At 48.2% G+C, this 21854-nt stretch carries 23 protein-coding genes and 1 tRNA gene; 11 read left to right on the forward strand and 13 right to left on the reverse strand.

The window, feature by feature from the left end; translation table 11 throughout:
• Positions 1 to 156: 156 nt before the first annotated feature.
• Positions 157 to 3405: an ATP-binding protein gene (locus ACJAYR_RS01280; RefSeq protein WP_415234923.1), complete on the forward strand. Its 3249-nt coding sequence runs from the start codon at positions 157 to 159 to the stop codon at positions 3403 to 3405.
• 51 nt (positions 3406 to 3456) lie between these two features.
• Here ACJAYR_RS01280 and ACJAYR_RS01285 read toward each other — a convergent pair whose 3' ends face one another.
• The 6 genes from ACJAYR_RS01285 to ACJAYR_RS01310 are packed head-to-tail and all read right to left on the reverse strand — an operon-like array spanning position 3457 to position 8080.
• Positions 3457 to 4068 (reverse strand): NapC/NirT family cytochrome c, encoded by a 612-nt coding sequence (locus tag ACJAYR_RS01285; RefSeq protein ID WP_415234924.1) that lies wholly within the window; start codon positions 4066 to 4068, stop codon positions 3457 to 3459.
• The gene (locus ACJAYR_RS01290; RefSeq protein ID WP_415234925.1) at positions 4065 to 4526 is read right to left on the reverse strand and encodes a nitrate reductase cytochrome c-type subunit; all 462 of its coding nucleotides are present in this window, start codon (positions 4524 to 4526) and stop codon (positions 4065 to 4067) included. The genes ACJAYR_RS01285 and ACJAYR_RS01290 overlap by 4 nt, the downstream gene beginning before the upstream one ends.
• Positions 4527 to 4528: 2 nt before the next feature.
• Positions 4529 to 7033: a nitrate reductase catalytic subunit NapA gene (napA, locus tag ACJAYR_RS01295; protein WP_415234926.1), complete on the reverse strand. Its 2505-nt coding sequence runs from the start codon at positions 7031 to 7033 to the stop codon at positions 4529 to 4531.
• Positions 7030 to 7344 carry a chaperone NapD gene (locus ACJAYR_RS01300; protein ID WP_415234927.1) on the reverse strand — a complete coding sequence of 105 codons (315 nt, stop codon included), beginning with the start codon at positions 7342 to 7344 and terminating at the stop codon, positions 7030 to 7032. The genes napA and ACJAYR_RS01300 overlap by 4 nt, the downstream gene beginning before the upstream one ends.
• Before the next feature lies 1 nt (position 7345).
• Positions 7346 to 7906, reverse strand: coding sequence for a ferredoxin-type protein NapF (gene napF / locus ACJAYR_RS01305; protein WP_415234928.1), 561 nt, complete (start codon positions 7904 to 7906; stop codon positions 7346 to 7348).
• A 3-nt stretch (positions 7907 to 7909) separates the two neighbouring features.
• On the reverse strand, positions 7910 to 8080 hold the full coding sequence (locus tag ACJAYR_RS01310; RefSeq protein ID WP_415234929.1) for a nitrate reductase: 171 nt from the start codon (positions 8078 to 8080) through the stop codon (positions 7910 to 7912).
• Positions 8081 to 8307: 227 nt separating this feature from the next.
• Between ACJAYR_RS01310 and ACJAYR_RS01315 the strand changes: the two genes are divergently transcribed.
• From ACJAYR_RS01315 to ACJAYR_RS01325, 3 genes are all read left to right on the forward strand, one after another.
• Entirely contained in the window at positions 8308 to 9480 is a 1173-nt protein-coding gene (locus ACJAYR_RS01315) for a M20 aminoacylase family protein (RefSeq protein WP_415234930.1), read from the forward strand.
• Between the two features lie 14 nt (positions 9481 to 9494).
• Positions 9495 to 10595, forward strand: coding sequence for a DNA alkylation repair protein (locus ACJAYR_RS01320; protein WP_415234931.1), 1101 nt, complete (start codon positions 9495 to 9497; stop codon positions 10593 to 10595).
• Between the two features lie 109 nt (positions 10596 to 10704).
• Complete coding sequence (locus tag ACJAYR_RS01325; protein WP_415234932.1) at positions 10705 to 11352, forward strand: OmpW/AlkL family protein; 648 nt, start codon at positions 10705 to 10707, stop codon at positions 11350 to 11352.
• 57 nt (positions 11353 to 11409) lie between these two features.
• On the opposite strand, the gene ACJAYR_RS01330 is transcribed toward ACJAYR_RS01325, so the two are convergent.
• The 3 genes from ACJAYR_RS01330 to ACJAYR_RS01340 form a co-directional block, all read right to left on the reverse strand.
• Entirely contained in the window at positions 11410 to 11616 is a 207-nt protein-coding gene (locus ACJAYR_RS01330) for a hypothetical protein (protein WP_415234933.1), read from the reverse strand.
• 102 nt (positions 11617 to 11718) lie between these two features.
• Positions 11719 to 12654 carry a LysR family transcriptional regulator gene (locus ACJAYR_RS01335; protein ID WP_415234934.1) on the reverse strand — a complete coding sequence of 312 codons (936 nt, stop codon included), beginning with the start codon at positions 12652 to 12654 and terminating at the stop codon, positions 11719 to 11721.
• Positions 12655 to 12668: 14 nt separating this feature from the next.
• Positions 12669 to 13277, reverse strand: coding sequence for a carboxymuconolactone decarboxylase family protein (locus ACJAYR_RS01340; protein ID WP_415234935.1), 609 nt, complete (start codon positions 13275 to 13277; stop codon positions 12669 to 12671).
• Positions 13278 to 13476: 199 nt separating this feature from the next.
• On the opposite strand from ACJAYR_RS01340, the gene ACJAYR_RS01345 reads away from it, so the two are divergent.
• Together ACJAYR_RS01345 and ACJAYR_RS01350 are read left to right on the forward strand one after the other, a co-directional pair.
• Entirely contained in the window at positions 13477 to 14235 is a 759-nt protein-coding gene (locus ACJAYR_RS01345) for a hypothetical protein (protein ID WP_415234936.1), read from the forward strand.
• 130 nt (positions 14236 to 14365) lie between these two features.
• A complete protein-coding gene (locus tag ACJAYR_RS01350) occupies positions 14366 to 14905 on the forward strand; it encodes a hypothetical protein (RefSeq protein ID WP_415234937.1) in 540 nt (179 codons plus the stop codon).
• Positions 14906 to 15027: 122 nt separating this feature from the next.
• On the opposite strand, the gene ACJAYR_RS01355 is transcribed toward ACJAYR_RS01350, so the two are convergent.
• Positions 15028 to 15795, reverse strand: coding sequence for a TSUP family transporter (locus ACJAYR_RS01355; protein WP_415234938.1), 768 nt, complete (start codon positions 15793 to 15795; stop codon positions 15028 to 15030).
• 237 nt (positions 15796 to 16032) lie between these two features.
• Between ACJAYR_RS01355 and ACJAYR_RS01360 the strand changes: the two genes are divergently transcribed.
• Positions 16033 to 17385, forward strand: a complete 1353-nt coding sequence (locus ACJAYR_RS01360; protein WP_415234983.1) for an HD-GYP domain-containing protein — start codon at positions 16033 to 16035, stop codon at positions 17383 to 17385.
• A 45-nt stretch (positions 17386 to 17430) separates the two neighbouring features.
• Here ACJAYR_RS01360 and ACJAYR_RS01365 read toward each other — a convergent pair whose 3' ends face one another.
• Positions 17431 to 17859: a c-type cytochrome gene (locus tag ACJAYR_RS01365; RefSeq protein WP_415234939.1), complete on the reverse strand. Its 429-nt coding sequence runs from the start codon at positions 17857 to 17859 to the stop codon at positions 17431 to 17433.
• Between the two features lie 148 nt (positions 17860 to 18007).
• A complete protein-coding gene (locus ACJAYR_RS01370) occupies positions 18008 to 18373 on the reverse strand; it encodes a cupin domain-containing protein (protein ID WP_415234940.1) in 366 nt (121 codons plus the stop codon).
• Positions 18374 to 18478: 105 nt separating this feature from the next.
• Here ACJAYR_RS01370 and ACJAYR_RS01375 point away from each other — a divergent pair, with 105 nt between their 5' ends.
• Positions 18479 to 19342 (forward strand): LysR family transcriptional regulator, encoded by an 864-nt coding sequence (locus ACJAYR_RS01375; RefSeq protein ID WP_415234941.1) that lies wholly within the window; start codon positions 18479 to 18481, stop codon positions 19340 to 19342.
• A gap of 125 nt (positions 19343 to 19467) precedes the next feature.
• On the opposite strand, the gene ACJAYR_RS01380 is transcribed toward ACJAYR_RS01375, so the two are convergent.
• Positions 19468 to 19542: transfer RNA gene (locus tag ACJAYR_RS01380), tRNA-Gly, on the reverse strand.
• 157 nt (positions 19543 to 19699) lie between these two features.
• Between ACJAYR_RS01380 and ACJAYR_RS01385 the strand changes: the two genes are divergently transcribed.
• The 3 genes from ACJAYR_RS01385 to ACJAYR_RS01395 all read left to right on the forward strand — a co-directional run bounded on the left by ACJAYR_RS01385 (position 19700) and on the right by ACJAYR_RS01395 (position 21847).
• Positions 19700 to 20206: a prolyl-tRNA synthetase associated domain-containing protein gene (locus ACJAYR_RS01385; protein WP_415234942.1), complete on the forward strand. Its 507-nt coding sequence runs from the start codon at positions 19700 to 19702 to the stop codon at positions 20204 to 20206.
• 76 nt (positions 20207 to 20282) lie between these two features.
• Entirely contained in the window at positions 20283 to 21191 is a 909-nt protein-coding gene (trxA, locus tag ACJAYR_RS01390; protein WP_415234943.1) for a thioredoxin, read from the forward strand.
• The gene (locus tag ACJAYR_RS01395) at positions 21188 to 21847 is read left to right on the forward strand and encodes an LON peptidase substrate-binding domain-containing protein (protein WP_415234944.1); all 660 of its coding nucleotides are present in this window, start codon (positions 21188 to 21190) and stop codon (positions 21845 to 21847) included. Before trxA ends, ACJAYR_RS01395 begins: the two co-directional genes overlap by 4 nt.
• Positions 21848 to 21854 lie beyond the last annotated feature (7 nt).

Raw genomic sequence — 21854 nt, forward strand, 5'->3', positions numbered from 1 at the left:
CTTTTCAACTGATCCACGGCGGACAGGGCCACCCACGCCTCTCGCCACCAAATCCACAACCTTACGGTAACCCAATTTTAAGAAGGTCTGGCTAATATTATAGATGGAGAAATATGTCGCGACCCTGATATATGCCGCTTTGGTGGAGCTTTAATAATGTCTGTCCTGCACCCCCTGCCACATTTCTGGCGGATCATTTTCTACACCATGTTACTTGGTGCATTGGGTGTTGCTGGCAATTACTTTAATGTTGACCTCTTTTTCTCTGTTAGCATCATTTTTGGCAGCGTCTTTGCGTTTGTGGCCCTTGCAACACTTGGATTGGGACCCGCCCTTGCCGTTGCCGCCGCTGCGGGGAGTTATACCTGGATCATCTGGGGTCACCCTTATGCCGCTATCATTTTTACAATGGAAATCCTGTTTGTTGGATTACTCAGGCACAAAATCAAAGTCTATGTATATTCGGATTTTCTGTACTGGGTCCTGCTAGGCGTCCCTTTGGTTATCCTGTTTTATTCAACCATCATGGGCTTAGGGGATTCTTCGGTCTTCCTGATTGCCCTGAAACAGATGATCAATGGCGTTTTCAATGCTTTGATCGGACCTCTTCTTGTCGATCTGTTTTTGGCCTGGAGGCAAAGGGAAGGCAAGACACAGCGAAAAATTTCTGCAAAACAGCTTGTAGCAAGCATCTTGATGCTCACCACAATACTCGCAGGCGGCGTCCCCATCATCTTTAACAATTATCGGGTTCAGGATCTGCAGGAAGAAAATCTCATAAAAACAATGAAAACCTATGCAAACGCTGTTGTTGAAGAGATTGCGATTGTTCGATCCTATATCGATAAAAGCGAAGTTGAAGCCATTTACAAAGCGGAAGAATATGCGCGAAACCGTTTTCAACTGGATGGATTGGGTATCTCCATCACCTACGAAGAGCCCTCACGACGGGTCCAGATTGGCTGGGTCAAGCAATATGGCGGCATCGGTGATTTCGAGCAGGTGAACGGACCATTGATGGTATGGAAGCCTTCCGGCAAAATGCCTTCCCTTCAGCGCTGGGAAAATGCAGAATATTTTATGAATATTCCTGTCAAAAGCGATCTGGGAATATCAGAAGTCCTGGTTACACATACTGCAAAACCGATCATCCAAACCCTTGATACTCTTCGCACGCAAACCCTGATTGCACTAGCGCTTCTGTTACTTGCAGCCCTGTGCGTTTGTTATTTCCTCAGTGAGTTGCTTATTAACCCAATACAGCGATTGGCAACGGCAAGCCGGGATGTGGGTAAAACCATGGGTGTCACCAGCGAAAATCGTAAATTTCCAAGAAGCCCGATCCGTGAATATGACGAGCTTGCAACAGCGCTACAAACAAGCAGTGATGATGTAAAAAAGACTGTTCATCAACTGACTGAAATGAAAGAAACCCTCGAAGTAAGGGTGGAAAAAAGAACGGCCGAGCTGTCTCGGCTTTCAACGGTTGCCAGCCAGTCCCTGCACGGTGTTATTATTTTGAATACCGAAGGCTTGACCGAATGGGTCAATGACGCCCTCACAACCTTGACCGGCTTTAGCCGCGAAGAATTTTTAAATCGCCGCCCTCGTGACATTTTATATCACAAAGGGGTTAATCAGGACGCATCAAAGCGCATCAGCGAGGCCCTAGCGAACCGACAATCCTTTAAAGAAGAGCTTCTGTATTACAAGAAGTCTGGTGAAGAAATGTGGGGCGAGGTTGCCGGCAACCAAATGACCGATATGCATGGTGAATTTTCCGGCTTTATCTGCGTTATCAATGATGTCACTGACCGCCGCATGGACCGGCTCAATCTTGTGAAAGCCCGGATTGATGCAGAACGGTCCAATGAAGCGAAGTCTTTGTTCCTGTCCACCATGAGCCATGAAATCAGAACCCCGCTCAACGGCATTATGGGAATGGCAGAATTGCTGGCATCAACCGACCTGGATCAAACACAGAAAAGCCACTTAAAAGCGGTTACTAATTCCTGTAATATCCTCCTTGCCATTTTGAACGATGTTCTGGATATGAGCAAAATTGAAGCGGGCGCGGTCGAACTCGAAGAAACACCGTTTAACCTTCAGGAACTTCTGACGACAACCCTCACACCCTTTAAGGAATTGGCCCGATCAAAGAGCCTCTACCTTAATGTTGGAATACTGCCTGAACTGGAAGGTGATATTCTGGGCGATCCGGTACGGCTGCGTCAAATTCTTGCAAACCTTGTCAGTAATGCCATTAAATTCACACAGACAGGCCATGTTGATATTGACGTTGAAACGAATGAAAGCAAAGAAGGTAGCCAGATTATCCTAAGGGTAACCGACACAGGAAATGGAATTGCCGCTGATCGACTTGATGATATTTTCGATCCCTTCACTCAGGAAGATAACACCATCACCCGTAAATTTGGGGGTACTGGTCTTGGGCTTTCAATCGTGAATAAACTGATTGAATTGATGCAGGGTAAGATCTCTGTAAAAAGCGAGCAAGATGTAGGGACAGAATTTACCGTTACCCTACCCCTCATCTTTGCAGAAAATGCGGGCGCAGCCTCTCAAGACCCCGAAGTTTATATTGCCCATCGCACCGGCATATCTGTTCTTTTGGCAGAAGATAACTTGATCAATGTGACGATCGCCAAATCCTTCCTTGAAAAACTCGGCTGCTCGGTCACGGTTGCTGAAAATGGCCGTGTTGCGGTCGAAAAAGCCTTTGAAATTTCGCCTGATTTAATCTTTATGGACATCCACATGCCCGAACTGGATGGCGTTGCTGCCACCCGGGAAATAAAATCAGATCCACGGGGCAAATCAATCCCGATCATTGGTCTGACAGCCGATGCATTTACAGAAAACAAGGAACGCTTTGCCAACGCGGGAATGGTTGACGTCCTGACCAAGCCGTTCACCGAAGAACAGATGCAACGTATGCTGGGTCAATATTTCCCGGATACCGAGACACCGGTAGAACCGATCCCGGTACAACAGCCTGAAACTATTGAGGTGCTCTCAAACGGCGATGGCGCTGTTACGCCTTTTGTTGGAGGGACAATGCCGATCGGTGACGACGCACAGTTTGATGAACTGAAATCTATTTTGGGTGAAGAGGCCATCCGGCCCATGCTGGACGTTGCCCCTGACTCGTTTCGTGAAAATTTCGAACGCCTTCGGCAGGCCACGGATGCGGCCCAGAACCAGATCGTACTAGAAGCATCTCATGCGATTAAGGGATCTGCGGGCGCCTTATATGCCTTACGCCTTGCAGAACAGGCCGCCTATATTCAGGACAATTCGCACGACTTGGCGTCTGTTCAATCCTTAATGCCTGAATTTGAGGAAACACTCGAAAATTCCATACAATGGTTGGGCAAGAAATAAAAAAGCGGCCCCATTTCTGAGGCCGCTTTTCCTACATTTGTATGAGGCCGTTTATTCCCAGCCTTTGACACCGGTCATATCGGGGAGTTCATGGGCGATGCCTTTATGACAATCGATACAAGTTTTTTCTCCGGTGAACAGAAACGTCTGATGCGCCTCTGCCGCGCGTTTGTTTTGCGCCGTGATGTCCATTCCTTCAGGGCTATGGCAGTTTCGGCATTCCAGCGAATTGTTTGCTTTTAGCCGCTCCCATTCATGGCCCGCAAGCCGTCGCCTGTTCTCAAGGAATTTTTCGCGCGTACTGATCGTACCAAACATCTTGCCCCAAACCTCCTTAGAGGCCTGCATCTTACGGGCAATTTTATCTGTCCAGTTATGCGGAACATGACAATCAGGACAGGTCGCCCGCACGCCTGAGCGGTTGGTGTAATGGATGGTCGTTTTCAACTCGGCAAAAACATTGTTTTCCATTTCATGGCAACTGACACAGAATGTCTCGGTGTTGGTCAATTCCAGCGCTGTGTTAAACCCACCCCAGAAAAGAACGCCTGCAATAAATCCACCAAGGGCAAGAAAGCCGATGGACAAGTGCTTCGCTGGCCGACTGGCACTGATCCAGACGTCCCGGATCAGTTTCCACCCTTTCTTTATCAAACCGGTCATTGTTTATCCTTTCCGGTTTTCAAAACATCTTCAACATCCGTAAATGTGTTCTCGATCAAAGGCTTAACATCTTCCTGCACCACATGGCATTGGTTGCAGAAATAACGGCGTGGGGAAACAGTGGCCAGAACCTGATTATCCCGATCCATGAAGTGTGTCACACTAACCATTGGTGCCTGTGACTCACCCGTCCGAGTGCGCGCGTGACAGGAAAGACACTTGTTAGCGTTCTTTGTCACTTCATAATCCCGCACATGGTGAGGAATGGTCGGAGGCTGTTCCGGGTAGTTCCGAACCCGTTTTACATCCTTGTTTTCCACCTTTGGCATGACGGGGGCCCCCGCTTCTTTTTCAATCGCGACCCCTTTACGCAGGGTCACCATATCCTCCGCCAGAACCGGAACAGATAGGATTGCCAGACCTGCAAGGACCAACCCGAATTTCATTAAGCGTTTCATGATTATGCCCTCCCCGTTGGAACGACTTTAACAGCACATTTTTTATAATCCGTTTGTTTTGAAATCGGATCAGTGGCGTCCAGCGTTACTTTGTTAATCAACTGACTTGCATCAAACCAAGGCACATAAATCAGCCCTTCCGGCGGCTTGTTCCGACCGCGGGTTTCGACCCGACTGATGATCTCACCCCTGCGGGAAACAACCTTGATTTCCTGTCCACGCCGCAATTTGCGTTTTTCCGCATCTTTTGGATGCATGAAAACAACGGCGTCCGGAAAGGCTTTATACAGTTCAGGAACCCGCTGGGTCATGGAGCCAGAATGCCAGTGCTCCAGAACACGGCCGGTTGACAGCCACAGATCAAATTCTTCGTCCGGGCTTTCTGCAGGGGGCTCATACGGCAGGGCAAAAATGATCGCCCGGCCATCCGGTTTGCCATAAAACTCAAACCCGGCGCCCTTTTTGACGTATGGGTCAGACCCTTCACGATAGCGCCATTTGGTTTCCTTACCATCCACCACAGGCCATCTCAGGCCGCGTGCCTCGTGATAGACATCAAATGGTGCAAGGTCATGTCCGTGACCCCGACCAAATTCCGCATATTCTTCGAACAGGCCTTTTTGAATGTAAAATCCAAAATGATTGGATTCGTCATTGTCATACTCTGGATGGGTTTCAGACAGCGGATATTTTTCAACATTGCCGTTCCGAAACAGAACATCATACAGACTTTTTCCTTTATAGCCTGGATTCGCATCCAGAACTTCTTTCGGCCAAACTTCGTCTGTCGTGAACCGTTTGGAAAATTCAACAAGTTGCCACAGATCGGATTTGGCGCCTTCCGGTGCAGAAACCAGTTGATGCCAGAACTGAGTACGCCGCTCCGCATTCCCGTAAGCGCCCTCTTTCTCAACCCACATTGCTGTTGGCAGAATCAGATCAGCCGCGCCCGCCGTTACTGTCGGATACGGATCTGACACGACGATGAAGGCTTTTGGATTGCGATAGCCGGGGAACGTTTCCTCGTTCAGGTTGGCTGCCGCCTGCATGTTATTATTACATTGCACCCAATAGGCATTGATTTTGCCATCCTTCAATTTACGGTTTTGAAGGGCGGCATGGAACCCGGGTTTGGGCGGAATAATGCCGGCTGGGATTTTCCAGATTTTTTCAGCAATCGCCCGATGTTTCGGATTTTTAACCACCAGGTCAGCCGGCAGGCGATGCGCGAATGTTCCCACTTCACGGGCTGTTCCGCAGGCAGAAGGCTGTCCGGTCAATGAGAAAGGTGAATTACCGGGTGTTGAAATCTTACCCACCAAAAGATGAATATTGTAGATCAGGTTATTGGCCCATACACCGCGGGTATGCTGGTTGAAGCCCATGGTCCAGAAAGAAACAACCTTTCGATCGGGGTCTGCATATAATTCTGCAAGCTCAATCAGTTTTTCTTTTGAAACACCAGACAGTTTGGAAACTTTCTCAACATCATAGTCGGCCACAAATACTTTGAATTCTTCAAAATTCATTTCTGTGGAACCGCCCGCCTTATTCGCATTCTTCGCTTTTTTCTCAAGCGGATGCTCTGGACGCAGGCCGTAACCGATGTCATCATTTCCTTTGCGGAAATTGACATGCTTGTTCACAAAATCCCAATTCACCTTATCGTTTTGAATAATGTAATTGGCAATGAAATTGAGAATGGCCAGATCAGTCTGTGGCTCAAACACCATCGGAATATCGGCCAGGTCAAAGCAGCGATGCTCAAATGTTGATAAAACAGCAACCTTGGTTTTCGGCGCGCTCAAACGACGATCCGTAACCCGTGTCCACAGGATCGGATGCATCTCCGCCATGTTAGAGCCCCAAAGGACAAAGGCATCTGTTGCTTCGATATCGTCATAGCAGCCCATTGGCTCATCAATACCAAAGGTCCGCATAAAGCCACCCACAGCAGAAGCCATGCAATGGCGCGCATTTGGTTCAATGTTATTTGACCCAAATCCCGCTTTCATGAGTTTGGAGGCTGCGTAACCTTCCCAAACAGTCCATTGGCCAGAGCCAAACATACCAATTGAGGTTGGACCATTTTCTTTAATGGCTGCCTTAAATTTTTCGGCCATGATATCCAGCGCGGTATCCCAGGAAACCGGCGCAAACTCGCCGTTCTTATCGTATTTCCCATCCGTCATGCGCAAAAGCGGTGTATTCAGCCGGTCCTTGCCATACATGATTTTGGACAGGAAATAGCCTTTTACACAGTTCAGACCTCGGTTCACCTCGGCCTTCACATCACCATGTGTTGCAACGACTTTACCTTCTTTCGTGCCAACCATAACACTACAGCCGGTCCCACAAAAACGACAGGCGGCCTTTGACCATTTCAGATCTGTTTTTTCCCGGTCCGTAACCAGGTTGGCGGCAGCGCCTTCAGTAGAAATTCCAGCAACACCTGCGGCAACAGCAACAGCATTTGCTTTAATATAATCACGTCTGGATAATTTCATATCCGTCCCTCCACGACCGGTATTTGAATATTGGTCTCTAAATTTTCTTCACTTTTTTCAGATTGCGCTGACTTTTCGTCATGCTGGTACACAGGAAATACCGAATACACATCGGGCAGATCCTGAATTTGATCTGTAATGGCGACCAGATCCCTTAACGAAGGCGCATCCAGCAAGATGACCAGTTTCCCGCTCTCTTCGAATAAAGGGACTTCCGCATAAGGCATGGCCTCAATCGCCGTTCGTATTTCAGAAAGTTTTTCGGCGTTCACTTGGGCCACGAGGCTTGAGACAAAAATTTCTTCTTCCATGTTATGTCCTTAAATCGACCGGATCCTGAACAGGCTCCTCGATGGAAATACAATTGGCCGGACACACCGAGACGCAAGCGCCGCATCCTGTGCAATCGGCAATCTGAATAACGGGTTCGGCGATCGCATTGCGCTGATATTGAAAGCGGATCGCCCGTGGATCGCAATAGTCCTGGCAACTTTGGCATTGAATGTCATTTTTGGCGAGGCAGGCATCGCTGATCTCAGCCTTGAGGGTCCAGACGAGGGGCTGCTCCCCGATCCCCTCTGCGTCAGTATAAAAAACCGGCTGCGGGCACGCTTCCTTACAGCTTTCACAAAACGTACATTCGCCCTTTTCAAAATTTACGGTTGGATAGCCTTGCGCATTTTTTTGAATTATCCCTTCGGGGCACGCGGGCAGACACATCTCGCATTGATCACAGGCAGCCAATATTCTCTCTGGCGTACTCCAGGGTAAATACGCCCTGGCGTCGCGCTGCTTCGCACGCTGCGATGCACTCGTACCCCCCGTTAAAAAGGCCCGCCGACTGACAGAGGCTATGGGTTGCCGATTTTCCATGATTTATCCCGCAGGAGGCCCTGTATACAGGATCTGAAAAATCCAGATAGCAAAACCATAGGCACCGACAATTCCGATTGTCAGCGCCGGTATCAAGATAAAAGTTAGGAAGAGAAACAACAGGAACTCAAACCGTTTTGGCCGGTCATTTTCTTGGACTTCTGTTAATTGCATATCCTATACCTCACTAGCATTTGGGACAGAATGATCGAACCCATTACGTTCAGCATTGATTCAAATCATAATCAACATGAAAGCAAAGCGTACATATATTTTGCCTAATGTACGAACAAAAATTCACTAGATATCAAACTCGTTTTCCGGTTAACTGTTTTAATAAAAACAGTTGAAACACAATCCGGTTTCAATCCTCAAAAAAATCAGTTGGAGTCCAAATCACTATGCCCGTTTATAATCGTATCGCTGACCTTCAGGACGACATGCAAACCTGGCGCCGAGACATTCATAAACATCCTGAATTGGGTTTTGAAGAAATTCGCACAGCACAGATTGTTGCTGAAAAACTGCGCGACTGGGGAATGGAGGTACATGAAGGGATTGGCCAGACCGGTGTCGTCGGTGTTTTGAAAGGTCAGGGAAACAGCACAAAAACGATAGGAATTCGTGCTGATATGGACGCCTTGCCCATGCAGGAACTAACGGGTGTGCCACATCAGTCAGTTCATGAGGGTAAAATGCATGCCTGCGGGCATGATGGGCATACGGCAATTTTGCTGGGCGCCGCAAAATACCTTTCAGAAACCAGAAATTTTGACGGGACGGTGAATTTTATCTTTCAGCCCGCCGAAGAAGGGCTGGGAGGCGGTGACGCCATGGTAAAAGATGGATTGTTTGAACGCTTCCCCTGCGATGCTGTTTACGGGCTGCATAATATGCCTGACGGACCTTTTGGAACATTTCATATTAAAAAAGGATCATTGATGGCATCAGCAGATGTGGCCCGGATTCATATCAAAGCGAAAGGCGGCCACGCCGCTCATCCGCAGCGCTCAATCGATCCCATAAAAGTCGGCGTTCAACTGTATAACGCCGTTCAAACCATTGTCTCCCGCAATGTAAGCCCAATCGACAATGTGGTTATCAGCATCACTGAATTTCATGCCGGTACGGCCCAGAATGTAATTCCGCATGATGCAGAACTGACGGCCTCCATTCGAACAACCACGCCTGAAATGCGAGATTACGTGGAAAAACGAATGGCCGAAATCTGTGACGGGGTGGCCGCGACCTTCGGTGTTGAGATTGATTTGGACTATAAACGCATCTTCCCCTGCACCGTCAATCATGACACACAAACCGATATTATTACCCGCATTGCCAGTGAATTGGTCGGCCCGGAGAATGTAAACACCCAGGCCCCGGTGCGTATGGGAAGTGAAGATTTCTCCTTTATGCTGGAAGCCTGCCCCGGCGCATACATCTTTTTGGGTTCTCAGGATCAGGATCATCAGTTTGCCGTCCATCATCCACAATACGACTTTAATGACGGTATTCTGGGTCTGGGTGCCAGCCTTTGGGCCAAACTTGTCGAAACAGAATTGCCGCGCACCTAAAGGATATTCGGGAGATGGCCGCAGAACTTCGACTTTGTTACACCGATGAATTTGTAGCCCATATTGCGGGGGCTCTTGCTGAAGAAACCCCGCTTTCATCTGAAGAATTCATAAGCTTTGTTCATCAAACCGACTGGAACGATCTTACCTTAAAACAGCGGATGAACAGGCTGACGGACGCGCTTATTCACTTTCTTCCGGGTCCGCTTGAAACGGATGCAGCTCTTTTAAAAAAACTGCTCCCCAAAATAAGCCTGCCTGAATTTCAATATTCAGACATGCTCTGTATGTTTGTGCCCGACTATTTATGCCGTGTCGGGTTGTCCCGACCAGCCATTTCATTGGCGGCGTTAAAAGCACTTACCGCCTTGGGCACCTCTTCGGAATTTGCCATACGGCCGTTCATTATTGAAGACGCCCCTACTGTGATGACCTGGATGTTGTCCCTGACACAGGATGAGAATGCGAATATCAGACGGTTCGCAAGCGAAGGGTGTCGCCCTCGACTGCCTTGGGCGGTGGCCCTGCCTGCTTTTAAGAAAGACCCATCCCTGATTTTCCCGATTTTGGAAGCGTTGCTGCAAGATGACAGTTTATTTGTCCGTAAAAGTGTCGCGAACAACCTGAACGACATCGCAAAAGATAACCCCGATCAGGTTTTGGATTTTGCTGAAAAATGGATCGACCAGCATCCTCATACAAACTGGATTCTCAAACACGGGTTAAGAAACCTGCTCAAACAGGGAAACAGGCGAGCGCTTGCCCTTTTTGGAGCAGGACCGGTAAAGGTCAAAGCCATTTCATTGGTGCTGTCGTCGAATCATATCGAGCGGGGCCAGTCTTTAACTTTCAACGTTCACGCAACGCTGGACAGTCCGTTACCGGAAAACCTTCGCCTTGATTATGCAATTGATTTTATGAAAGCCACAGGAAAGCATAGCCGGAAGGTTTTTCGATTAAGCGAAGGCCGGCCTGAAACAAGGGACATAAAGATCACTAAATCATACCGGTTTGTTGATTACACAACACGCAAGCACCATCCCGGGCTTCACAGGATCGCCCTCCTTGCAAATGGGCAAATTCTGGACACAAAAGAATTCATGTTAGGGTCGTGATCCTTCTCACAGAAAGCCTCCAGCAATTTGCATCTCGTTTGATCTCAATCAATCTCTAAAGAGCCCCTACACGGTATGAACCAGTTATATTTGATAATTGGAGTTACCCATGAAGAAAATGACCGCTTTTTCACTCGCCGCCCTGCTCGCTCTGGCCTCTCTGGGGGGTGCCACACCGGTACTTGCCAAAGACGCGGGTGACATTCTGGTTCGCGTTAGAGGACTGGCTGTTGTTCCTGATGAGGGCGGCACAACAGATGCGATTGGCGGAAGCGCAAGCATTGATAATTCTGTTGTCCCGGAAATCGACTTTACCTACTTCTTTACCGAAAATATCGCGGCGGAACTCATTGTTGCGACAACCCCCCACGATGTCAGTGTGTCAAACACATCGCTTGGCCGAAATGTGGATCTTGGGGATGTCTGGCTGTTGCCACCGACCCTGACTGTGCAATATCACTTTATGCCAAAAAAAGCGTTTAGCCCTTATATTGGGGCGGGCTTGAATTACACCTTTTTCCTGAACGAAGATAAAGGAAACGATCCTGCGGTAACCAGCGTCGACTATGAAGATAACTTCGGGTACGCGCTACAAGCAGGTTTTGACTATAAAATCGATGATCGCTGGTCGTTCAACTTTGACGTCAAAAAACTCTTTTTGGAAACCAGTGTGACTGTAAATAACGGCAGCATCAACGCCCGTGATGTTGATATTGACCCGTGGATCGTTGGTATCGGGTTCGGTTACCGTTTCTAAAGCCATTGGGAGAGGGTTTCGCCCTCTCCCCATTCTTTGCTAACAGCCTGCGGCGTTCTAGCAACGCCCTGTCGCACATTCCTGTTTGCTCAAGACCGGTGTTTTTGCCGTAAATATCCCGGCAAACTTGCGAAAAACAGACAAAGACGCAGTCTTGGGCGCTTTTTTCGCCGCAGGTTTCTCCCCGTCTGCACGCCATCCAATTAGTTTACGTTCCGGAAAAAAAGACGCGGACGGCCGGGCTGGATATGAATTTCTGTCCATAACATTCTCCATTCTTGAGGTTATGAACAACATATAACTATTTACATAAACAACATTAATAGACAATTCTGGTCAACTCTATTGCATTTTTTGCAATAATAATCATTCACCAAAGTCATGCTTGAGGCACTGTGCCAGATAGTCAGAGAATGCCCGAACTTTCGGAGGAAGATATCGGTTCGATGGGTAAACCAGAAAAGTGTTATATTCCAATGAATTAAACTTCAGGCCTTCTGAATCAAAAAGACGGACAAGTCGCCCCGCTTTAATATGCTCGAAAACCTGCCAGAGGGGTAAAACCACAATACCCAGACCACATATCCCCGCCTCCAGCACCGTTTCCCCGCTATTCGTCTGAAATTTACTGGAAACCGGAATATCAACAGGCCCCACTGCGGTATCAAATTGCCAGCTTGAGGCCACCGATCGCCATAACTCGTTGGCTGTTTTAAAATTGATGGCAAGGCACTGATGGTTCTTCAGATCATCTGGTGTCTCTGGTGTTCCATGCTTTTCAAGATAACTCGGGCTGGCACAAATCACACGGGTCACCCGGTGCAGTTTTCGCGCATGAAAAGTAGAATCCGGCAACCGGACGGTCATTCTTACCGCTGCATCAAACCCATCCTGAACCAGATCCAGCACCTGATCACTCAATATCAATTCCAGCGAGATATCGGGATATTGCTCGAAAAATGTCTCTAGTCTGGGAACAATATAGCCCCGTCCAAATGTAAGCGGCGCCGTCACCTTCAATGATCCGCGCGGCTGAGCATCCAACTCGGAGATAGCCCGCCCCATATCATCAATTTCTGCAACCGCATTGACAGCACGGGTATAATAAAGCTGTCCTGCCTCCGTCAAACTGACCTGGCGGGTGGTCCTGTTCAGTAATCGGGCATTCAAGGCCTCCTCAAGCGCATTGATTTGCCGGGTCACAGACGAGGCCGCCATATTCATATGACGCGCGGCATCCGAGAAACTACCTCGTTTAACAATTTCTATAAAAATGCGAATCGCCGCCAGATTGTCTGTCAATATTGTGCCCTTTTTTAGGTATGGGACCAGTCTTCGGGGTCTTGATTGTTATTCGGAGACAAGCCCAGAATGTCCCCATCGGTCGAACAACCAAGCCCTAAGACAGTTCGGTTGGCATATGAAAAATAAGCCGTCACCTGATTGATTTCCAAAATTTCGCCGTCCGAATATCCCGCTTGTTTAAGCGTTTCAATATGCGCTTGCGTCAGCGATGACGGCTCATCTGTCAGGATCCGGGCATAGTGCATGGCCAGTTTCTCTTTTTCTGATAAAGGGGCTTTTTCAAGATCCCGCGCGTCAATGGCGGACCGGATCGCTTCCGATTTTTCCGGGTTGTTTAACAAACGCGACAATCCGGCATAATGATGTTCAACACAATAAGCACAATTATTCAATGAACTTACCCACACACCCAACGTTTCCAAAAACCATTTCGGAACCGTATTGTTTGTATGATGCAGGACGTATTTATACAACGCCATATGCCCCTCCATTGTGTGGGGGCGAAGGGAATGCGCCATCATGATATTGTCTACATTGTTGTCGGGACCCTTTACCCTGTCATACAGCTTTTTTAACCGTCCCTTGGCATTTTCATATGAAACAACATCAATCCAGACCATCCATTCCTCTCCCAGCAAATTGGTTTCTCATCATGCTATTGCCCCCGGTCAAGATCAATAAGTTTCAAAAGGATTAGGACTTCAGAGTTAGGTCTTTTTTGATTTGCATTGGAATCATATTCATGATTAATAATTTATTAACAATTCATTCGATCTCGTATGAATTGAGGGGCGTATCTGCAACTATAAGGGGGAGTAAATGAAAAAAGCGATTTTGAACGCTTTACTAGGCGTCACAGCCGCATTTTTAATGTCGGGGGCGGCAACTGCCGCAAATGTTAATCCGGATGTTATCTTCGGCTCAGGCAATGCCAACGGGGGTTTTACAGTTGGTACTAGCAATAATATCGAAGTAGGCCTGCGTGCAAAACAGCGTTTTCCAGTGCCTGCCAACATCTTTAACTATGACGGTGTTGATACCTACAATTTCAATGCCGGCGAATCTGCTCCGGGATCAGGTCGGCCATTATGGAGTTTTGAATGGTCAATAAACACTGATGTCGCGGGCACCAGCGGAGCAAAAGTTCAGGACTTCACTTATCAACTCCGTCTGGATCATGATCCATCTGCGGGTCAGTCCTTTACAAGCTTTGATCCCATTATGGGCCCAGCGGCTTTACTGGGAATGGACCATTCATTTGGCGACAACTCAACGCTGAACGGCCAAGGGGTCGAGGTTGCTGCTGGTGACGCACCAGGATATGCAAATCTGATTGCCAACAACAATGTGGTTCAGAATTCCTGGCAGTATCAGTGGTTCACGGTCATTGATCCGCTTATCGCTGGTCTGTATCGCATTGAAATGGATGTTCTGGGTGTAAACGGGGACGTCCTGTCAACCGCAGGCATCAATGTCGTTGTCTCCGCGGTACCACTTCCGGCCGCACTACCGCTTTATGGCGCTGGCATGGCAGTCCTTGGCTTCCTCGGATGGCGACGGAAACAAAAAGCGGCCTAAACAGACGCAAAACTCAAAAAAACAAAAGGCGGCCATGGGGTCGCCTTTTTTGTGGCTCATTGTAAATCTGGATTTGCAATCAGGTGCAACTTCTCTACCATTGGTTTTTCATTGAAAAAGGACAGGCTCCATGAACAAATTCTCCCGTATTTTGATACTGGCCGGCTCTGTAATGTGTTTTCCTGGCCTTGCAACCGCACAAACACAAGACAGCGCATTTAACGCTAAAGCTGCTATTCCGGTGCCGGATGAAGGAAAAACCTATCCGTCTTACTTCTTGACCATGGATCAATTGAAAAATTGTATTTCTGTCGAAGAGAATATGGCAATGCTGTCCGGCTATATCGGCAAACGAAATGCCATTTTCGAAACCTACCGCGAAGAACTCGCCGCGTTGGATATGGAGATAAAGCGCATCGAAACCTATTTCCGGGAAAACCCCAACACGAAAATTGACGACAAAGAAAATTTTGAAACACGCAACGAAATGGTGCGAAAAAACAATGACTATGTTGCGCAATATAATAAGAAGCTGGAGGATTATACCACGTTGCAAAACGCCTATGATAATGATGTTTCCGAATTTAACAGTTTATCAGCGGACTTCCAGAATTCATGCAATGGCAAACGCTATTATCTGGATGATTTGCAGGCAATCCGAGGCAACTAAGCGACTGGGAAGCGCAAAATAAGTCCGTCCAATATTTACCCAAAATTCCCAGAAAATTATCGAATATTTTTAGTAATAACGTCAGTAATTACGTATTTATATTATTGAAAATAAAGTAATTTTTAGAAGTTCAAGAAACCTGCCAGGGTTTTCGAAAGAGGCTGCTGAAACGTCGTAAACAGGGCAAACCCGTAGACGCCATAGAGAAAATAACGCTGTGTTTTTGCCGGCATAAAGGTCAATCGGACAAGCAGCTTCCACCCGATCAAACCGCCAAACAGCGTACCGGAAAACAGGGCAATGGCGTAAAAGAACACGATATTCCCATATAACAGATGAACCAAAACAGTAACAAGGACACACAGAAATTCACACACTCTTGCCTGAATGCTGGCCCGCGCAATGGAATCGCCGCCTGGATAAGCAAGACGGAATAACGCCAGGGTCAGTAACCCGAAACCCGCGCTGATACTGCTGCCGTAAATGCCAATTAAAAACGCTGCCGCTATCAAAAGGGTGCGGTTTTTTGGCAGATCAAAACGACTAACGGCGGGAATAATCAATTCAATAAAGAGGATCGCGCCAACAATAACAAAGGGAATGACGTCCCGTGTGATCTGATTGATCAGGAAAACCCCTGCAATACTTCCTGTTAGCAGGGCTGGGGCAACATGCTTGATTTGCTGCCAGTTCACCTGTTTGCGGGTCGCATATCCACTACTGATCCCCCAGCCGAGGGACCCAACCTTGAAAAGAGCCATCAACTGGGCATAGCCGACCAGTGGTAACAGAAATTCCAGTATCGGTACCGCTAGAAAAAATGCACCCGCGATATTCACCGCCCAGATCGCCAGAAAAAGACCTGATACCATTAACAAGAAGAAGGTCATTGATTTTCCAGTCGCGCGAACACAGGGAAGACTATCAGGTCGATTACGGCCCGGTCCAAATATCCAATGTCGATTAAGCGAATATTAGGATCAGTTTGTAAAAATGCTCAAAATTGCAGAGTAACGTATAAAGGTCAGCCAGCGTTTCAGTGTCATTCGCTGAAATCAGGTACCGCTGCTTCGAGGGTATAGTAAATGAATGTTGTCACGTCAATAAACGCCAGCGCCAGCGAAAAAATGCCTTCAATCGATGGCAAATTGTTCCTTTCAGAGGTTATCGGTGCCTTAAGTTACGCGCTTGATATGACAGAAGGTCAGCCCGCCGGACATAGTATTCGGTGTTGTTACATTGGCATGCATCTGGGGAAGAAACTGGGCCTCGACCAGCAGCAGCAATGGGATCTTTATTACACATTATTATTGAAGGACGCTGGGTGCAGCAGTAATGCGGCCCGCTTGTATGAACTATATGGCTGTGACGAGCGAGACTTCAAACATGAGTTTAAGCTTGTCGATAACACCGATTTCAGGGAAGTCAGCAAATTTATTATCAACCATGTGGGTGTGGGGGAAAGCTTTCTTTCCCGTTTAAAACGCCTGATTGATGTTGGTAAAAATGGAAGCGATTATGCGGTTGAGCTTATTGAAACCCGCTGCGAGCGTGGTGCAGACATCGCCATTCGTCTCGGATTTAACGAAACAATTGCCGACGGTATCCGTTACCTGGACGAACATTGGAACGGGGAGGGAAAACCCTATCGGAAATCCGGGCATGAGATCCCAGTGAATTCTCAGATTGCCCTTCTTGCCCAAGTTGCGGATGTCTTTTTTATCTCAAGTGGTCAGGATGCCAGCCTTGAGCAGGTTAGCAGACGAAGCGGCTCCTGGTTTGATCCGAACCTGGTTGCCCTGTTTGACGATATTGCGAACGATGATGAGTTCTGGCAACACCTGAACAGTGCTGACCTACAACAGCAGATCATGAAGCTGGAACCTGCATCAATGGCCATGCGGGTCAGCGAAGAGCGTCTGGATGATATCACAGCCGCCTTTGGTATGATTGTCGATACGAAAAGCTCGTTCACCTTTGACCATAGCAGCCGCGTTGCCCTGTATACCGAATCCATTGCAAAGCATTTCGGCTATGAAAAAAACCACCTGTCCTATCTGCGTCGGGCAGCGTTGTTGCACGACATTGGAAAACTCGGGGTCAGCAATGATATTCTGGACAAACCAGGAAAACTGGAAGATCACGAATGGGCAGAGATCAGGAAGCATTCCAAGTTTACAGAAGAGATTCTCTCTCATCTGTCTCCCTTCGCGACCATGGCAAAAATGGCAGGGGCCCATCATGAAAAACTGGACGGAACGGGCTATCCTTACGGTCTTTGCGCCGAAGAAATCCATATGGACACCCGGATCATAACGGCCGCGGATATTTTTGACGCCATTACTGCCGCCCGCCCCTATCGTGGTGCTGTCCCAGTCGAAAAAACACTGGAAATCATGCGCGGCGAATGCGGCACATCAATTGACCCGGTGGTTTTTGATGCCCTGCAAACGGTGGTTTCAGATCTTGCCCTGAAATAGACCACCGCTGTTCGCCGCTTTCAAGCCCCATCCGGAAATCAGTCCCTAACGAATCCCTGATGCCTGCTGGATCTCTCGAACATATCGGATGATCAGTGCAACTTCTGTTTGGTTAAGCCCCTCTATCGCCGGCATGTTGCCGAACGGCCAATGATGAGCCCGGACCCCTTGGGCAACCGCCCGAAAAAAAGCACCATCGCCATGATGACCCGGCTCATAAATCTTGTGAATGAGAGGCGGCGCAACACCATCCTGTCCCGCCGCATTTGTCCCATGACAGCTCACACAGTTTTTATCATACAGCGTTTTGCCCGCCATCGCGCCCGGGGTAAAGTGATCGGGAAGCGTGACTTCTACAATCGCGGGACCCCTCCCGCCGCTGGCGGCAGGCATATTTTCGTCCGAATAGAAATAATAGGCAGCCAAAGCGGCGACAATCACCCCTAGCACCCCAACAACAATAACCTTTTTCACAGGATCCTCCAAAATCAATGGAACAACGTTAGTCCTTCCAGCAGGGGGAAGGTCAAGATCTTATCAAAGACGACTGAAAATCCTGTAAGCGGCGGAGGATAAGAAGCGCTTACCCCTTATCCGTCCAGCCAGCACATTGATTGTGTGATTATAGGCGCGGCATCTCGTCAATCTTTACCGTCATATCCGATTGCGTGTCACCGGTGTGCGTGGTTTCCGCTTTCGTTATATTCACAAGCAGAACTTCGTCCTGTGCCTCGGGCATATGTTCAACCCCTTTTGGAATGACCAGAAGCTCCCCTTCTTTGACAATCTCGTCCCGATCCCGGAAATGAACCGTCAGTGTGCCCTTGATGACGATAAACAATTCATCTTCCTGCTCATGAGAATGCCAGACAAATTCGTTTTTTAGCTTCGCTAACCGGACATGCTGACCGTTCGCTTCCGCCACCAGATGCGGGCGCCAATAGCCGTTAACCTGACCAAATTTTTCCATTAAATTCACACTTTTCACGACAAATCTCTCCTTATTTTTGAATTGCCAAAGCGTATAAAATGCACCATCATAAACAAAGCTAATATATATAATACTTAGCATTAACAAACCTAATGGTAAATTATGCGCACAATTGATCTACAGTTACTCAGAACCTTCAGAACCGTTGCGACATCCGGCAGCATGACAAAAACCAGCGGTTTACTGAACTTGACACAAGGGGCCGTCAGTCAACAGGTCCGCAAGCTGGAAGAACAGCTGGGCTGCAGGTTACTTATCCGCTCGAAAACCGGCATGACCCTTACTCAGGAGGGCGAAAAACTCTTTTCCCGCTCGCAAACACTACTTAACCTGAACGACCAGATTTGGCAGGAAATGACAGAACCAGAATTTGCAGGCCGGTTGTCATTGGGCATTCCGCTGGATTTGGTCAATGGGCAGTTGCCTCTCATTTTGCGGCATTTCGCCGAGGCATTTCCCGATATCGATATCAATTTGGTCTGTGCCCCCACCCTTGAGCTCAAACGCCAGTTTAACGACGGTGTTCTGGATTTAACGCTGATGGAAGAAGTGCAGGCCGACATTTCCGGTGAAATTCTTTATTCTGATCAACTGGTCTGGATTTCAGCAAAAGGCAGCCGGCTTCTTGAAACCACGCCCTTACCCTTATCAATTGCGAGTACAGATTGTGTGTTCCGCAAACCGACAACAGATGCCCTTGACCGGGCGGGGCGGCCGTGGAAGCGGGTATACGAAAGCAACAATATTGATGCGGTTCAGGCGATGATCCGAATGGATCTGGCAGTCGGCGTTTATTTAAAACAGTTGGTGCCCGAGAGCCTGAACAGTTTTCAAGGCGGCGACGGCTTTCCCGCGCTACCGGAATTTTTCGTCACGCTGGCCGTTTCAAATGGCAAACAACAAGACCTTTCCCGGCATCTGGCCGAATATATAAAAAGAGGGTTCGCGCCCCAGAAAGCGGCATGATCAAAAGAGGCGTCAGCGTTTTGATGGCAAGACTTCAGTCCAGCAGGTCTGCCCACGGGTAAAGCCGGAAAACAGGCTGGAATCAAAAAGGCCCAGCCATCGAAATGGCCGGGCCTTTTGATATTTGGAGCGGGCGATGAGATTCGAACTCACGACCCTAACCTTGGCAAGGTTATGCTCTACCCCTGAGCTACGCCCGCATCCGGTGCAACTTGCGCTGCGAGGCGGGATAATAGTTATCTTGAATGCGAATGCAAGCGTGTTTTTAAAAAAAGTTCATTTTATTTTTCCACGTGGCGGGGATCAACGCATTCGGCTATCTTAACGGCCAATAATCACGTAGAGGAACACGGATTTATGGCGGCGACTCCTGACGAACTCTTTTCTTATTTCGAAAAACTGGGAATCAAATTCAAAACTCATCAGCACGAACCGGTCTTTACGGTCGAGGAAGCACAGGCCGTCTCGCGGGAGCTGGAGGGCGGGCACAGCAAAAATCTGTTCCTGAAGGATAAAACGGGGGATCTTTATCTTCTGGTCTGTCTGGAAGAAACCCGGGTTGATCTTAAATCTTTGCGCAAAAAGATCGGCGCAAAAAACCTGAGTTTTGGAAAAGCTGACCTTCTGATCGACACGCTCGGCATTGAACCGGGCTCTGTTACACCTTTCTCCTTGATCAATGATACGGACAAAAAGGTGTTCGTTTTATTAGATGAAGCCATGATGAAAGAAGACTATTTGAACTTTCACCCCTTGATTAATGACAAAACAACGCAAATTTCTTCTAAGGACCTTTTACAGTTCATAGAGTCATGTGGACAGAATTACAGGATAATAGATCCATCCGCAGATATCCCTTCTTAAAGGCTGGACGAGGCAGGCAGACAGGATATACTCGGCGGAAATTGGAAAGAACGAACAGAATTGGTATAGTGACGGTATGGAAACCTTGATAGACAGTGCTGCAGGCAATGCAGGAAATTGGGTCACCGACGGGGACACGCAAAGCTTCAACACAGATGTTGTGGAAGCCAGTAAAGACCGCTTGGTGCTTGTAGATTTGTGGGCCCCTTGGTGTGGCCCCTGCAAACAGCTTGGTCCTGTTCTTGAAAAAATCGTCCAGTCCGCGGGCGGCGCTGTATCGCTTGTGAAAATCGATATCGATAAAAACCCGCAAATTGCCCAGGCATTGCGCGTTCAATCTATTCCAGCTGTTTTTGCCTTCAAAAACGGGCAGCCTGTTGACGGGTTCATGGGTGCAGTTCCGGAAAGCGAAATTAAAAAGTTTATCGAGAAAAATGCTGGCGAAGCCATTGGCCCTTCCCCTGTTGAGGAAGCGATGGAAACCGGTCTTGAGGCATTAGAAGCTGACAATATAGAAGTTGCGCTTGCCGCCTTCGCCCAGATTCTTGAAATCGAGCCTGACAATGTCGATGCGAAAGCCCATTTGTCCCGGATCTATATCATGATGGGCGAAACGGAAGCCGCCCAGAACCTGTTGGAAACGCTGTCAGAAGAAGACAAAGCCAATCCTGCCGTTTCAAAAGCACTGGCCAGCCTGAAGCTGGCTGAAAATACAGCAAATACAGGGGATCTTGCGGCTTTGCTGGATAAAGTTTCAGCAGATCCGGACAATCTGGATGCCCGGCTTGAACTGGCCCGCGCACAAATCGGCGCACAGGCCTATGAAGAGGGCGGACAGCAGCTTCTGGAAATCATCCGTCGCGATAAAGAATGGAACGATGCTATTGCCCGCCAGGAACTACTCAATCTTTTTGAAGTTCTGGGCCCCATGCACGACACCACCAAAGACCTCCGTCGAGGTCTTTCGTCCCTGTTATTCTCATGAGCGATCAGGGCACCACATCAGGTCTGGACGAATTACCGACAATTCTGCCGGTTTTCCCGCTGACAGGTGCCCTTTTGCTGACAACCGGCCAATTACCGCTAAATATTTTTGAACCCCGGTATCTGGATATGGTGCGGGATGCCATGGAAACCCACCGTGTTATTGGCATCATACAGCCAAAAGACCCGGAGGATGTTTCTCATGAACCAGACCTCTATACCATTGGCTGCGCCGGTAAAATTTGTGAATTTTCTGAACAGCAAAATGGGACAATTCACATCACCGTAGAAGGCGTCTGCCGGTTCAGAATGGAAGATGAACTGGACCGCCTGACCAAATATCGGCAAGTACAGGCAGATTACAGCCCGTTTCAACATGACCTTATTTCGGCGACCGAACGATCCGTTGACCGCGACGCCCTGCAAAGTGTGTTGAAGCATTTTCTGGAATTCGAAAATGAAGAAGAAGACTGGGAAGCGCTGAACAACCTGGCAGATGACAATCTTGTCAATTCCCTGTCCATGATTTGCCCATTTTCGCCCGCAGAAAAACAAGCCTTGCTGGAAGCTGAAAATGTCATTGCCAGAGCTGAACTTCTGATCAGCCTTTTGACAATGATGATGCAGCAAAGCAGCCCGAACAGAACCGTGCAATAGGAAGAAA

Origin of the sequence: Sneathiella sp. (assembly GCF_047631475.1) — a bacterium.
Lineage (GTDB): Bacteria > Pseudomonadota > Alphaproteobacteria > Sneathiellales > Sneathiellaceae > Sneathiella.